Source organism: Actinomadura nitritigenes, assembly GCF_017573545.1.
GTDB classification, from domain to species: domain Bacteria; phylum Actinomycetota; class Actinomycetes; order Streptosporangiales; family Streptosporangiaceae; genus Spirillospora; species Spirillospora nitritigenes.
This window is the reverse complement of the sequence record NZ_JAGEOK010000039.1, coordinates 14,580-30,139: the sequence shown is the minus strand read 5'-3', so window position 1 is coordinate 30,139 and position 15,560 is coordinate 14,580. Positions and strand designations below refer to the sequence as shown.

Here is a 15,560-nt window from a genome sequence, read left to right as displayed (position 1 = left end):
GCTTGTAGCGTCTATTGGCAGCCCTGGTGAGCTGTGTAAGCATGGCCGGGTGCGCAATATCGGCGGAATGCTCCACCTCGTCATTGCGGCGATAAAGCTGGTGTGGGCGGCCAGCCGAAAAGAATTCATCGTCGTCGTGGTCATGGACCTGGTCCAGGCCTTCGGCATCTTTGTGCTCGTCGTCCAATTGCAGTCGCTGCTTTCCGGGCTCATCGCCGAGAACGGCGGCGGCGACCCCGACAAGCTGGCCCTCGGCATGGTCGGCTTCGTGGCGGCCAACATCCTCATCGCGGTCGCCGAGGCCGTCATCGCCAACCGCCGGCTGCTGCTCAGCGAGCGCACCGGCCTGCACGTGTGCCGCGAGATCATGGGCGTGGCGTGCCTGGCGGACCTGGCCGACTTCGACGACTCGCGGTTCCACGACCGGCTGCACCGGGCGGCGACCAGCGCGCTCACCCGGCCCGCCCGCATGGTGGAGAGCCTGGTCACCATCGGGCAGGTGGTGTTCACGCTGGTCGCGGTCGCGCTGGCGATGATCTTGATCCAGCCGTGGATCGCGCTGTTCGTCGTGCTGGCCGCGGTGCCGGTGTGGCTCGGCGGCGTCCGGGGCGGCGAACAGCACTTCGAGTTCGTCACCGAGACCACCGCCGACGACCGGAGCCGCACCTACCTGTTCGATCTGCTCACGACCAGGGAGCCGGCCAAGGAGATCCGCGCCTTCAACCTGGAGGGCTACCTGGCCCGGCGATGGCTCTCGATCATGGAGCGCAGGCTGACGCTGCTCGCGGCCAACCTGCGCAAGCGGTTCTACTCCGCGTTGCTGGCCTCCGTCGGCAGCGGGCTGGTGCTGGCGCTGGCCGCAGGGGTTCTGATCGCCCTCAACCGGTGGGCGGGCATGAGCCTCGCCGAGACCGCGACGACCGCCGGGGCGCTGCTGGTCTTCAGCCAGAAACTGGTCGACGGCATCGGGTCGAGCAACGAGTTCTTCGAGTCCGCGCCGCTCGTGCGCGACCTGGAGGAGTTCCTCGCGCTGCGTCCCGAGATCGAGCGCGAACGCACCGGGGACGCCGCCCCCGCCGCCTTCGAGACCATCGAGGCGCAGGACGTCTCGTTCACCTACCAGGGATCCGACCGGCGCGCGCTGGAGCAGGTCTCGCTGCGGATGGAGGCGGGCGAGGTCGTGGCGCTGGTGGGCGAGAACGGGTCGGGCAAGACCACCCTGGCGAAGCTGCTTGCCGGGCTGTACGCGCCCGAGGACGGCCGCATCCTGGTCGACGGCGCCGACCTGGCGGACTTCGACGCCGCGACCTGGCGCGAGTCGGTCGCGGTGCTCTTCCAGGACTTCATCCGCTACGCCCTGCCCGCCGAGGACAACATCAGGATCGGGGCGGCCGAGCGGGACCCGGCCGAGGAGGCCGTCCGCGACGCCGCCCGCGCGGCGGGCGCGGACGGGTTCCTCGCCGCGCTCCCCGACGGCTACCAGACGATCCTGTCGCCGCAGTTCGGCGAGGGCCAGGACCTCTCGCTCGGGCAGTGGCAGCGGGTGGCGCTGGCCCGGGCGTTCCTGCGCTCGGCCCCGCTGGTCATCCTCGACGAGCCGAGCGCGTCCCTGGACGCGCGCGCGGAGCGGGCCCTGTTCGACAGCGTCCGCGAGCTCTACCAGGGCCGGACCGTCCTGCTGATCTCGCACCGGTTCTCGACCGTCCGCACGGCCGACCGCATCGTCGTGCTCCGTTCGGGAAAGGTCGTCGAACACGGCACCCATGACGAACTAATGGCCGCCGACGGCCTGTACGCGGAACTGTTCACCCTGCAGGCGCGCGGATATCTGGAACCGGGCGCCGGCAACGGAAAAGCCGACGACCGGGCAATCTATTTGCACTGATCGGCAGGCGCCGGCGCGCCTCGGACCCGTCCAAGCCTTCACGTGGAGCATTCATGGGATCAGGACGCGAACCCGCCCACGCTCGGCCCGATTTCTGGCGGCGGCTGCTGAACGGCGCCCCCGTGCTGAAGCCGCCCCTCGACCGGCCGCGGCCGGTCGAGGGCGGGCCGCTCGACGCGGTGTCGCGGATCGCGCTGCCCGTGCTGCCCATCCCGGCGCTCCTCACCGCATGGGCGATGCTCGTCGGCCGGTACGCGGGCGAGGACGACGTCGTGGTGGGGCTGAGCGGCGGGCTCGCGGTCCGCGCCGACCTCTCCGGCGACCCGCTCTTCACAGAGGTCGCCGCGGGACTCGAGGCCGCACTCGGCGAGGGACGGGCGTCCGGGCCGATCCCCGCCGACGCCCTTCGCCCGGAGCTCTTCCACGCCTGCCTGGACCTGGACGGCGGCCCCGACGGCTGCGACTGGGCGGCCGAGCGCGACCTGGAACTGTCGCCGCAAGGCGCGATCCGGTTCCGGAGCGCCCTGTACGACGACGAGTCGATCGCCCGCATGGCCGAGCAGCTGGGCCTCCTCCTGGAGGCCGTCGCCGCGGACCCGGCCCGGCGCCTGTCAGAGCTGCCGGTGATGAGCGACGACGAACGCCGTCTCGTCGTCAGCGGCTGGAACGACACCGCCGCCCCGCACGCCCCGGTCGCCGGAGTGCACGAGTTGTTCGCCGAGCAGGCGGCCCGTACGCCCGGCGAACCCGCCGCGTCCTGCGGGGACCGTTCCCTCACCTACGCCGAACTCGAGGCGGCGGCCAACCGGCTGGCCCACCACCTGCACGCCGCCGGGGTCGGTCCCGAGACGGTCGTGGGCCTGGCGCTGGAACGCGGCCTGGAGATGGTGGTCGCGCTGCTGGCGATCTGGAAGGCGGGCGGGGCGTACCTTCCGCTGGACCCCGAGTATCCGGCGGACCGGCTGGACTACATGGTGTCCGACAGCGGCGCCTCCGTCGTCCTCGGCACCCGCGACCTGGCCGCGCCGTTCGCCGTGGCCGCCGGGACCGCGGTCTACCTGGACGACCCGGCGACCGTGGCCGCGGTCGCCACCGCCCCCGCCGGGCCGCCGGACGTCGGCGCACATCCCGACCGGCTCGCCTACGTGATCTACACCTCCGGCTCCACCGGGCTGCCCAAGGGCGTCGCGATCGCCCACCGCGGCGTGGTCAACCGGCTGGTCCGGATGCAGGAGGTCTACTCGCTGCGGCCGGGCGAGCGCGTGGTCCACAAGTCGCCCCTCACGTTCGACGCGTCGGTGTGGGAGCTCTTCTGGCCGCTGTCGGTGGGCGCCGAGACGGTCGTCGTCGAACCCGGCCGGCACCGCGACCTCGACCACCTGCTGGCGCTGCTGCGCGACCGCCGCGTCGGCGTCGTGCACTTCGTGCCCTCGCTCTTCCGCCTGCTGGTCACCCACCCCGACCCGGAGACGCCGCCGGACCTGCGGCTGGTGTTCTGCAGTGGCGAGGCCCTCGCCGGTGAGGACGTGGCGCGCTTCCACGCCCGCAACGCCGACGCGGTCGTCAGCAACCTGTACGGGCCGACCGAGTGCACCATCGAGGCGACCTCCGCGATCATCGGACGGGGGAGCGCCGCGCTTGCGCCACCGATCGGCGGCGCGATCGGCAACGTGCGGCTGTACGTCCTGGACCGGTATCTGCGGCCGCTCCCCGTGGGCGCCCCCGGGGAGCTCTACATCGGCGGGATCGGGGTCGGCCGCGGCTACCGCAACCGGCCCGCCCTCTCCGCCGAGCGCTTCGTGGCCGATCCGTTCGCCGCCGACGGGTCGCGCCTCTACCGGACCGGCGACCGGGTCCGGTGGCGCACCGACGGGCAGTTGGAGTACCACGGGCGGATCGACGAGCAGGTCAAGGTGCGCGGCGTGCGCATCGAGCCCGGCGAGGTCGAGGCCGCGCTGCTCGCCCATCCGGCGCTGACCGACGCCGTGGTCGTGGCGCGGGGAACCAGCAGCGACCGGCGGCTCATCGCCTACGTGGTCGCGGCGGGCGCCCTGCCCGCGCCGTCGACCAGCGAGCTGCGGGCGTTCCTGCGGCAACGGCTGCCCGACTACCTGATCCCAGGCGTGTTCACGGTGCTGACTGCGCTGCCGCTCAACCCCAACGGCAAGGTGGATCGCGCCGCCCTTCCCGCGCCGGAGGGCGCCCGCCCGCGGCTCTCGACTCCTTACGTGGAGCCGGCCGAGGGCACCGAGGAGACGCTGGCGGGGCTGTGGGCACAGGTGCTCGGCATCGACGGGCCCGGCGCCGAGGACGACTTCTTCGAGCTGGGCGGGCACTCGCTGCTGGCGACCCAGGTGATGTCGCGCGTGCGGGCCGCCTTCGGCGTCGAGCTCGAACTCGCGGAGCTGTTCGACCACCCGACCGTCCGGGGGCTCGCCGCCGCGGTCGGCCGCGCGGCGCCCGGCCGGGCGGCGGCGCCGATCGTGCCCGTGCCGCGCGACGGCGACCTGCCGCTGTCGTTCTCGCAGCAGCGGCTGTGGTTCCTCAACCAGCTCGCGCCGGACTCGCCGGAGTACAACGAGCCGCTGGCGCTGCACCTGCGCGGACCGCTGGACGTGCGCGCGCTCGGCGCCGCGCTCGACGCGATCGCCCGGCGGCACGAGGTGCTGCGCACCCGGCTCGTCGGCGTCGAGGGCGTGGCGCACCAGGTCGTCGACCCGCCCCGCGCGGTCCCGCTGGACCGGCTCGACCTGAGCGCCGCCGCCGATCCGCTCGCCGAGGCCCGGGTGCTCGTCGCCGCCGAGGTGACCGTCCCCTTCGACCTGGCCGAGGGGCCGCTGATGCGCGCCCGGCTGATCAAGCTCGGCGACGACGATCACGTGCTCAGCCTGCTCATGCACCATGTGGTCTGCGACGAGTGGTCGGTCGCCATCCTGCACCGCGAGCTGTGGACGCTGTACGAGGCGTTCAGCCGGGGCGCGGAGCCGTCGCTGCCGCCGCTGCCGGTGCAGTACGCCGACTACGCGGTCTGGCAGCGCGACCGCCTCCGGGACGAGGTGCTGGAGGAGCAGCTGGCGTACTGGCGGGACCGGCTGGCCGGGGCGGAGACGCTGGAGCTGCCCGCCGACCACCCGAGGCCCGCCGTGCGGTCGCCGGCCGGCGACCGCGTCGAGTTCCGGGTCGACGCGGCCACCGTGGCCCGGCTGCGGGCGATCGGCCGCGACCGCGGCGCGACCATGTTCATGACCATGTTCGCCGCGTACGCGACGCTGCTCGCGCGATACTCGGGCCAGGACGACATCGTGGTCGGCACCCCGGTCGCGGGCCGCGACCGGGTCGAGACCGAGAACCTGATCGGGTTCTTCGTCAACACGCTGGTGCTGCGCACCGACGTGTCCGGCGACCCGACGTTCACCGAGGTCCTCACCCGGGTGCGGCGGGAGGCTCTCGGCGCGTTCGCCCGCCAGGAGCTCCCGTTCGAGCGGCTCGTCACCGCGCTCGGCGCCGACCGGGACCGTTCCCGCACCCCGCTCTTCCAGGTGCTGTTCAACTACAACCAGGCGGAGCCCGACGCGAGCGGCCTGCTCAGCGAGCTGGGGGTCTCGGCGGCGGCGCTGCCCGGCGTGGTGGCCGCCAAGTTCGACCTGCGGCTCATCGTGGGCGAGGAGGGCGACGCGCTGACCGGCGTCGTCGAGTACAGCACCGAGCTGTTCGAGCGGGCGACCGTCGAGCGCCTGGCCGGGCACTACCGCATGGTGCTGGACGCGGTGGCGGCCGACCCCGGCCGCCCGATCGGCACGATCGCCCTGCGCACCCCGGACGAGGACCGGCCGCCGGCGCAGGCGAGGCCGGAGGACGCGAACGGGCTGCCGACGCGCATCGCGCACCACGCCGTCCGGCGCCCGGACGCGCCCGCGCTGAACGGGCCCGGCGGGCCGGTGACCTACCGGGAGCTCGACGCGCGCGCCAACCGGCTCGCCCACTATCTGCGCTCCGCCGGAATCGGCCCCGAGACCGTCGTCGGGCTCTGCCTCGACGACGGCACCGACATGGTGCCCGCGCTGCTGGCGGTCTGGAAGGCCGGCGGCGCCTACCTGCCCCTCGACCCCGCCCATCCGGCGGAGCGGCTGGCGTTCATGCTGGCCGACAGCCGCGCCTCGCTGGTCATCGGCACCGAGGACGCGCTCGGCGGGCTCCCCGCCGGACGGACCAGGACGGTCGCGCTGGACGACCCGCTGCTCACGGCCGCGCTCGCCGCTCAGCCGGAGACGCCGCCCGCCGCTCCCGCGCCGCCACCGGACCGGCTCGCCTATGTCATGTACACGTCGGGATCGACCGGGCGCCCGAAGGGCGTGCAGATCACCCACCGCGCTCTGGACGCCTACGTCGAGGGCGTCTCCGCGCGGCTCGCCTGGGACCGGCCCGGCGAGCGCTACGCGCTCCTGCAGCCGCTGACGACCGACTTCGGCAACACGGTCGTCTTCGCCTGCCTGGCGGCCGGCGGCGTCCTGCACCTGCCCGGCCGGCGGATCGAGCGCGACGGGTCCCTGCTGCGCGACTACCTCGCCGAGCACGCCATCGACCATGTCAAGATCGTGCCGTCGCATCTGGCCGCGCTGGCCGCGGGCGGCGTTCCCGCGGCGCGGCTGCTGCCCGCACGGTCGCTGGTGATCGGCGGGGAGGCGGCGCCGCTCGCCCAGGCGCGCGGGCTGGTCGAGGCGGCCGGCGACCGGACGGCGGTGTTCAATCACTACGGGCCGACCGAGACGACCATCGGGGTGACGGCCGTCCAGCTGGAGCCCGGCCTGCTGACCGGGGGCGGTTCGGCGCCCATCGGCCCTCCGCTGCCCGGCGTCACGGCGCGCGTGCTGGACCCGGCGATGAACGAGGTCCCGTGGGGCGTCCCGGGCGAGCTCTACCTCGGCGGCCCGGGGCTGGCCCGCGGCTACGGGGGACGCCCGGACCTGACGGCCGAGCGGTTCGTGGCCGACCCGTTCGCCGCCGACGGCTCCAGGCTGTACCGGACCGGCGACCGGGTCCGCCGGCGGCTGGACGGGCGGCTGGAGTTCCTTCGCCGGATGGACCGGCAGCTGAAGATCCGCGGCTACCGGGTGGAGCCCGCCGAGGTGGAGAGCGCGCTGCTCGCGCATCCCGCGCTGGCGGCCGTGGCCGTCGCGGCCCACGGCGACGACGGCGATCGGCGGCTGGTCGGATACCTCGTCCCCGCGGACCCGGAGGCGCCGACGCCCGGCGCCGATCTGCGCGACTTCCTGCGGCGGACGCTGCCCGACCCGATGATCCCCACCGACTTCGTGGCGCTCGCGGCCCTGCCGCTGACGGCCAACGGCAAGCTCGACCGAGCCGCCCTCCCCGAGCCGGCGGCGGACCGGCCGGCGCTCGCGGCGGACTTCGTGGCGCCGCGCACGCCCACCGAGGAGATCCTCGCCGGTATCTGGGCCGAGGTGCTCGGCCTGGAGCGGGTCGGCGTGGACGACGACTTCTTCGACCTGGGCGGCCACTCGCTGCTGGCCACCCAGGTCGTCGCGCGGGTGCGGAGCCTGCTCGGCGTCGAGGTCTCGCTCGCCGACGTCTTCGACCACCCGACCCTCGGCGAGCTCGCCGAGGCGGTGGACGCCGCGGACCGGGACGCCGCGCCCCCGATCGCGCCGGTCGTCCGCGACCGGCCGCTGCCCCCGTCGTTCGCGCAGCGCCGCCTGTGGTTCCTCCACCAGCTCGATCCGGGCTCCGCGGAGTACGACCAGCCGCTCGCGCTGCGGCTGCGCGGCGCATTGGACGTTCCGGCGCTCACCAGGGCGCTCGACGCCATCGTGGAACGGCACGAGGTGCTGCGGACCCGCCTGGTCGCCGAGGACGGCGTCCCCGTCCAGGTGGTGGACCCGCCGGGCGGCTTCGGCCTGGCCGAGATCGACCTGTCGGGCGGACCGGACCCGGTGGCGCGGGCCCGTGAGCTGGTCGACGCGGACGCCGCGAGCCCGTTCGACCTGCAGACGGGCCCGCTGGTACGAGGCTGCCTGCTGCGGCTCGGCCCCGACGATCACGTGTTGAGCCTCAACCTCCACCACGTCGTCTCCGACGAGCGGTCGGCGCTGGTGATGCGGCGCGAGTTGGCGGTGCTGTACGAGGCGTACGCGGGCGGCGCGGAGCCGTCGCTGGAGCCGCTGCCCGTGCAGTACGCCGACTACGCGGTGTGGCAGCGCGACCGCCTCCAGGGCGCGACGCTCGACCGGTTGCTCGGATACTGGCGGGACCGGATGGCCGGCGCACCCGCCCTGGAGCTGCCGGCGGACCGCCCGCGTCCCCCGGTGCGCTCGACGGCCGGCGCGCTCGCGCCCTTCAGCGTGGACGAGCCGACCACGACGGCGCTGCGGGCCCTGGCACGCGCATCCGGCGCGACGATGTTCATGACGTTGCTCGCGGCGCTCACGGCCCTGCTGCGCTGGTACGCCGACCAGGACGACCTCGTCGTCGGCACCCCCGTCGGCGGGCGCGACCAGGCCGAGACCGAGGGGCTCATCGGCTTCTTCGTCAATGCCGTCGCGCTGCGCGTCGACCTGTCCGGCGACCCGACGTTCGCCGAGCTCGTCACCCGCGTCCGGCGGGAGGCGCTGGGCGCCTACGCGCACCAGGAACTGCCGTTCGAGCAGCTCGTCGAGGCGCTGAACCTGGAACGCGACCTGGCGCGGACCCCCCTCTTCCAGGTGTTCTTCGGGCTGGACGCGATCGGCGAGGACCGCCTCGCCCTGCCGGGCCTGGAGAACGAGGCGTTCCCCGTCGGCGTGATCCCGGCGCGCTTCGACCTGACGCTCGGGCTCTCCGAGAGCGGCGGCGGGCTCGCCGGCTCGTTCCTCTACAACACCGACCTGTTCGAGCCGGGCACCGTGCGGCGCATGGCCGGGCATCTGACCGCCCTGCTCGCGGCCGTCGCGGCCGACCCCGGACGGCGCCTGTCCGAACTCCGGCCGATGGGCGAGGACGAGCGGAGGCGCGCGGTCGCCGCCGGAAGCGGTCCGGACGCCGCCGTCCCCGCGCGCGGCGTCCACGAGCTCGTCGCCGCGCAGGCGGCCCGGCGGCCCGGCGCGACCGCCCTCGTCTACGGCACCGCCACCCTCACGTACGCGGAGCTCGACGAGCGCGCCAACCGGCTCGCCCACCACCTGCGGAGGATGGGCGTGGGCCCGGAGGTCGTGGTCGGCCTCTGCCTGGAACGCGGCGTCGACCTCCTGGTCGCCCTGCTCGCGGTGCTGCGGGCGGGCGGCGCCTACCTGCCGCTGAGCCCGGACCTGCCGCCCGAACGGGCCGCTCTCATGCTGACCGGCAGCCGCGCGTCGGTGCTCGTCGGGACGGCGGAGACCCTGGACGCGGTCCCGGCCCCCTGGGCGCGGCCGGTGTGCCTGGACGAGCCCGCCACCACCGCCGCGCTGGCCGCCGCCCCGCCCGAGCCGCCGGACGTGCCGACGTCCCCCGACCAACTCGCCTACGTGCTCTACACCTCGGGCTCCACCGGCACCCCGAAGGGAATCGGGGTCTGCCACCGCGACATCGTCTCGCTGGTGACGGCCGGGGACTTCGTCCACGTCACCGAGGACGACGTCGTCGCACAGGCGTCCACCGTGTCGTTCGACGCCGCGACCTTCGAGATCTGGGGCGCGTGGGCCAACGGCGCCGCGCTCGCCGGGATCGACGGCGAGGTCCTGCTGTCGCCGGGCAGGCTGGGCGCGGAGCTCGCCCGCCTCGGCGTCACGACCATGTTCCTCACGCCGGCGCTGTTCAACCGGCTGGCCGCCGACGAGCCGGACGCGCTGGGAGGGCTCCGCCACCTCGTGCTCGGCGGCGACGCCCTCGATCCGGCGAGCGTCCGGCGAGTCCTGCGGCATGCCGCGCCCGAGCGCCTGCTGAACGGCTACGGGCCGACGGAGACCACGACGTTCGCCGCCTGGCACCTGGTCGGCGACGCGGACGCCGACGCGGTGTCCGTGCCGATCGGAAGGCCGCTGGCGAACATGCGGTTGCTGGTCCTCGACCGGCACCTGGCGCCGGTCCCCGACGGTGTGCCCGGCGAGCTGTTCATCGGCGGGACGGGCCTGGCTCGCGGTTACGTGCACCGGCCCGACCTGACCGCCGAACGTTTCGTCGCCGACCCGTACGTCGCCGGCGCCCGGCTCTACCGCACCGGCGACCGGGTGCGGCGCCGTCCCGACGGCGTGCTGGAGTTCCTCGGGCGGTTCGACCACCAGGTCAAGATCCGCGGCTTCCGCATCGAGCCCGCCGAGGTCGAGGCCGCGCTGCTCGCCCACCCGGCGGTCGCCGAGGCCGTCGTCGTGGCGCGGGAGGACGCGGACGACCGGCGCCTGGTCGCCCACCTGGTCCCGGCCGACCTGGGCGAGGGCGTTCCCTCGGCGGGCGAACTGCGCGACTTCCTCGGCCGGACCCTGCCCGCCTATCTGATCCCCGCCGCGTTCGTCGAGCTGGCCGCCCTGCCGCTGAACCGGAACGGCAAGGTCGACCGTGCCGCGCTGCCCGCGCCCGACGGCGCCCGCACCGGCCTCGGCACCGCGTTCACCGCGCCGCGCACCCCGACCGAGGAGGCGCTCGCCGCGATCTGGGCCGACGTGCTCGGCCTGGACCGCGTCGGCGTGGACGACGACTTCTTCGACCTGGGCGGCCACTCCCTGCTGGCGACCCAGGTGGTGTCGCGGATTCGCAGCACGTTCGGAGCCGAGCTGACCCTGGCCGCGCTCTTCGACCGGCCGACGGTCGCCCGCTTCGCCGCCGCCGTGGACGAGGCGGTGCCCGCGAGCGGCGGCGCCGGGCCGCTCGTGCCGGCGGACCGGGACAGGCCGTTGCCGCTGTCGTTCGCCCAGCAACGGCTGTGGTTCCTCGACCAGCTCGAGCCCGGGTCGGCCGAGTACAACGTGCCGCTCGCCCTCCGGCTGCGCGGCGACCTCGACGCGGCTGCGCTGGACGCGGCGCTGGCCACCGTGGTGGAGCGGCACGAGGTGCTGCGCACCCGGCTGGTCGCCGTCGACGGCGTGGCGCGCCAGGTGGTCGACCCGCCCGGCGGCGTCCGGCCGGCGCGCGTGGACCTGACCGGCGAGCCGGACGCGCTGGAGCGCGCCGAGGCGTTCGCCGCCGCCGACGCGCGCACCCCGTTCGACCTCGCCGCGGGGCCGCTGCTGCGCGCCACGCTGATCCGCCTCGCGCCCGCCGACCACGTCCTCAGCCTCTGCATGCACCACGTCGTCTGCGACGAGTGGTCGGCCGGGGTGCTGCGCCGCGAACTGTCCGCGCTGTACGCGGCCTACTCGCGGGGCGCGCCGTCACCGCTGGAACCGCTCCGGGTGCAGTACGCCGACTTCGCGGTGTGGCAGCGCGACCGGCTGCACGGCGAGGCGATCGAGGAGCAGCTCGCGTACTGGCGGGAGCGGCTGGACGGGCTCACCGACCTCGACCTGCCCACCGACCGGCCGCGGCCGGCCGTACGGTCCACGGCGGGCGCGCTCGTGGAGTTCGCCGTCCCGGAACCGACGGCGGCGGCGCTGCGGGAGGTGTGCCGGCAGACCGGCGCGACGATGTTCATGACCCTGCTGGCGGCCTTCGGCGCGTTGCTGGCCCGCTACGCCGACAAGGACGAGGTCGCCGTCGGCGTGCCGATCGCCAACCGCAACCGCACCGAGACCGAGGACCTGATCGGGTTCTTCGTCAACACGCTGGTGCTGCGCGCGCGGGTCGGCGGTGACGCCTCGTTCCTCGACCTGGTCGAGGACGCCCGGCGGGAGGCCCTCGCCGGGTTCGCCCGCCAGGACGTGCCGTTCGAGCAGCTCGTGGACGCCCTCCAGCCCGTCCGGGACCGCAGCCGCACCCCGCTGTTCCAGGTGTTCTTCAACCACCTCGGCGTCGCCGACGCGGCGGCCGGGCAGGCCACGTTCGGCGGCCTGCGCGAGGAGAGGATCGTGCCGCCGCACACCACGGCCAAGTTCGACCTCACCCTCTTCACCTCGATGACCGACGACGGCATCGCCGGAACCTTCGAGTACGGCACGGCGCTGTTCGACCGGACGACGGTCGAGGGGATGGCGGCCCACTTCACCGACCTGCTCGCCGCGCTCGCCGCCGAGCCGCGGCGGCCGCTCGCCGCCATCGCGCCGTCGCCCGAAGGCGAGGCGGCCTGGAACGCCACGTCCGCCCCGATCCCGGACGCCGGCGGGATCCACGAGCTGGTGCGCGGGCGCGCCGAGGACGCTGCCGCGATCCTCGCCGGACGCACCCTGACCTACCGCGAGCTGGACGAGCGGGCGAACCGGCTCGCGCACCACCTGCGATCGCTCGGCGTCGGGCCCGAGACCGTCGTCGGGGTGTGCCTGGAGCGCGGCCCCGAGTTCCTGGTCGCGATGCTCGCCGTCTGGAGGGCGGGCGGCGCCTACCTTCCGCTCGACCCCGCCCACCCGGCCGAACGGCGGGTGTTCATGCTGACCGACAGCGGCGCGGCGGCGGTGATCGGGACGACCACCGGGGCCGCCGGCGTCACGGTCGTGGATCCCGACGATCCGGCGATCGCCGGCGCGCCCGCCACCCCGCCCGAGGTGGCCACGCGGCCCGACCAGCTCGCCTACGTGATCTACACGTCGGGCTCGACCGGCCGGCCCAAGGGCGTGCAGGTCCCGCACCGCGGACTGATCAACCGGATCGCCTGGATGCAGGAGCGCTACCGGCTGCGGCCGGGGGAGCGGGTGCTGCACAAGACCCCGGTCACCTTCGACGTGTCGTTGTGGGAGCTGGTCTGGCCGCTGACCGCCGGGGCCTGCGTCGTCCTGGCCGAGCCCGGCCGCCAGGGCGACCTGGACCATCTGGCACGGCTCATCGACGAGCTGGGCGTCGCCGTGGCGCACTTCGTGCCGTCGCTGTTCCGGCAGTTCGCGGCGCACGAGCCGCTGGGCGAGATGGCCGGCCTACGGCTCGTCGTGTGCAGCGGCGAGGCCCTTCCCGGCGAGGCGGTCGCCCGCTTCTACGCGCGCCACCCCCGCGCTGTCGTCGAGAACCTCTACGGCCCGACCGAGGCCTCGATCGACGTCTCGTCCTGGCGGTGCGAACGGCCGGGCAACGTGTCCGCGCCGCCGATCGGCCACCCCATCGCCAACCTGCGCCTGCACGTGCTCGACCGGTGGCTGAACCCGGTGCCGCCCGGCGTGCCGGGCGAGCTGTTCCTCGGCGGCGCCGGGCTCGCGCGCGGGTACGCCGGACGCCCCGATCTGACCGCCGAGCGGTTCGTCGCCGACCCGTTCGGCGCGGACGGGTCCCGGCTCTACCGGACCGGCGACCGCGCCCGGCGGCGGCCCGACGGTGCGGTCGAGTACCTGGGGCGGCTGGACCAGCAGATCAAGATCCGCGGGTTCCGGGTCGAGCCCGGCGAGGTCGAGGCCGCCCTGCTCGCCCATCCGGGCGTGACCGCCGCCGCGGTCGTCGGCGCGGGCGGCAGGCTCGTCGCCCACCTGGTCGGCGCCGACCCGGCGGAGGCGGCGCCGCTCGCCGGGGACCTGCGCGACTTCCTGCGGCAGCGCCTCCCCGACCACCTGATCCCGTCGGTGTTCGTGGAGCTGGCCGCCCTGCCGGTCTCCTCGAACGGCAAGCTCGACCGGGCCGCGCTGCCCGCGCCGGGACCGGAACGGCCGCGGCCGGACGGGCGCTTCACCGCGCCGCGGACGCCGACCGAGCAGATCCTGACCGAGATCTGGGCCGAGGTGCTGGGTCTGGAGGCGGTCGGCGTCGACGACAACTTCTTCGAGCTCGGCGGCGACTCCATCATGAGCATCCAGGCCGTCGCCCGGGCCCGGCGGGCCGGGGTGCAGATCACCACCGCCCAGCTCTTCGAGCGGCAGACCATCGCGGGGCTCGCCGTCCTGGCCGCCGAACGGGCCCCGATCGAGGCCGAGCAGGGGCCGGTCGTCGGAGCGGTGCCGCCCACCCCGATCCAGTGGTCGTTCATCGAACGCGGGTTCCCCGAGCCGCACCACTACAACCAGTCGGTGCTGCTGGAGGTCACCGGCGGCGGCCGGCTCGGTCCCGCCGCGTTGCGGGCCGCCTTCGGCGCCGTCCTGGACCACCACGATGCGCTGCGGCTTCGTCTCACCGGCACCGCCCTGCGCTGCGCTGCGCCAGAGCCCGCCGACGTGCTGACGGTCGTCGCCCTGGCGGGCGAGGACGCGGACGCGGCGGCCGCAGCGGCGGCGCTGCGCGCCCAGACCGGCCTCGATCTGGCGAACGGGCCGCTGATGCGCGCCGTGCTGTTCGACCACGACGACGGCCGCCAGTCCCTGCTCATCGTGATCCACCACCTCGCGGTGGACGGCGTCTCGTGGCGGATCCTGCTGGAGGACCTCGAATCGGCCTACGAGCAGGCCGAGCGCGGCTCGGCGATCCGGCTGGCGGCCAAGACCACCTCGTTCCGCCGCTGGTCGCAGCGGCTCACCGAGGTGGCCGCCTCGGGCGAACTGGCGGCCGAGGCCGTGCACTGGCGGGCGGCCGGAGCCCCGGCCGCCCGGCTGCCGCTCGACCACCCCGGCGGAGACAACGGCATGGCCTCCGCGCGCACGGTCGGGGGCGGTCTGACCGCGAGCCTGACCGCGCGGCTGCTGCGCGACGCCCCCGCCGCCTACCGCACGCGCACCGACGACCTGCTGCTGACGGCGCTGGCGCTCGTCCTCGCCGAGTGGACCGGCGAACGGTCCGTCGCCGTCGAACTCGAAGGCCACGGCCGGGAGGACGTGGGGCCCGGCTTCGACGTCTCCCGCACGGTCGGCTGGTTCACCACCTTCTTCCCGGTCGTCCTCGCCCTCGGCGCCGAAGACGCGGCCGATCCCGGCGCCGCGCTGATGCGCATCAAGGAACAGCTGAGACGGGTGCCGCGCCGCGGCCTCGGCTACGGCCTTCTCCGGCACCTCGCCGACGGGGACCTCGCCCGGGAGCTGGCGGAGCGGCCGCGCCCCGAGGTCGGCTTCAACTACCTCGGCCAGGTCGACCGTTCACCCGGCGAAGGCGGCAGGCTGCGCTGGAACGGCGCCACGCTCGGCCCGGACCGTGCCGCCTCCGGTCCCCGCGCGCACGTGCTGGAGCTCGACGGCCGGGTGACGGGCGGGCGGCTGGAGCTGACCTGGACGTACTCGGGCGCGCTGCACGAACCCGCCACGATCGAGCGGCTCGCGCGGCGCTACGACGAACTCCTCGGCCTGCTGGTCGAGCACTGCTGCGCCCCCGGCGCCGGCGGCTACACCCCGTCCGACTTCCCGCTCGCCGGTCTCGACCAGGCGGCACTCGACCTCATCCAGCAGCAGCTCGAGCCGCCCGCGGGCGGCCTCGCCGACGTCCCGGAAAGATCATGACCACGTTCCGGCAGGACGACGCGCCAGCGCGTGCCATCGAGGACCTCTACCCCCTGACAGCCCTCCAGCAGGGCCTGCTCTTCCACAGCGAGCTGGCGCCCGGCTCGGGCATGTACTGGGTCCAGCACGGGCTGCTGATCGAGGGCGATCTCGACCGCGGCGCCTTCCGGCGGGCCTGGGAGCTGACGGTCGCCGCGCACACCGTGCTGCGCAGCACGGTCGTGTCGCCCGGCTCGGCGACGCCGCTGACCCTGGTGTCGCCGCCGGAGTCGGTGCCGCTG

3 protein-coding genes (1 of these 3 only partly in view) are annotated in these 15,560 nt (G+C 74.8%); all 3 read left to right on the top strand.

The features are described 5' to 3' along the window. Positions 1-67 precede the first annotated feature (67 nt). Positions 68-1,885, top strand: a complete 1,818-nt coding sequence (locus J4557_RS41280; protein ID WP_208272282.1) for an ABC transporter ATP-binding protein — start codon at positions 68-70, stop codon at positions 1,883-1,885. 53 nt (positions 1,886-1,938) lie between these two features. Next, on the top strand, positions 1,939-15,279 hold the full coding sequence (locus J4557_RS41275; RefSeq protein WP_208272281.1) for a non-ribosomal peptide synthetase: 13,341 nt from the start codon (positions 1,939-1,941) through the stop codon (positions 15,277-15,279). Next, positions 15,276-15,560, top strand: part of the annotated coding region (locus J4557_RS41270) for a non-ribosomal peptide synthetase (protein ID WP_208272280.1) (this coding region is incomplete at its 3' end). 14,579 nt of the annotated region lie beyond the right edge of the window; 285 of its 14,864 annotated nt are in view. The genes J4557_RS41275 and J4557_RS41270, both read left to right, overlap by 4 nt.

Coding starts and splice junctions, on each gene's coding strand:
- J4557_RS41275 (WP_208272281.1), top strand. CDS start 1,939: ATGGGATCAGGACGCGAACCCGCCCACGCTCGGCCCGATTTCTGGCGG.
- J4557_RS41280 (WP_208272282.1), top strand. CDS start 68: ATGCTCCACCTCGTCATTGCGGCGATAAAGCTGGTGTGGGCGGCCAGC.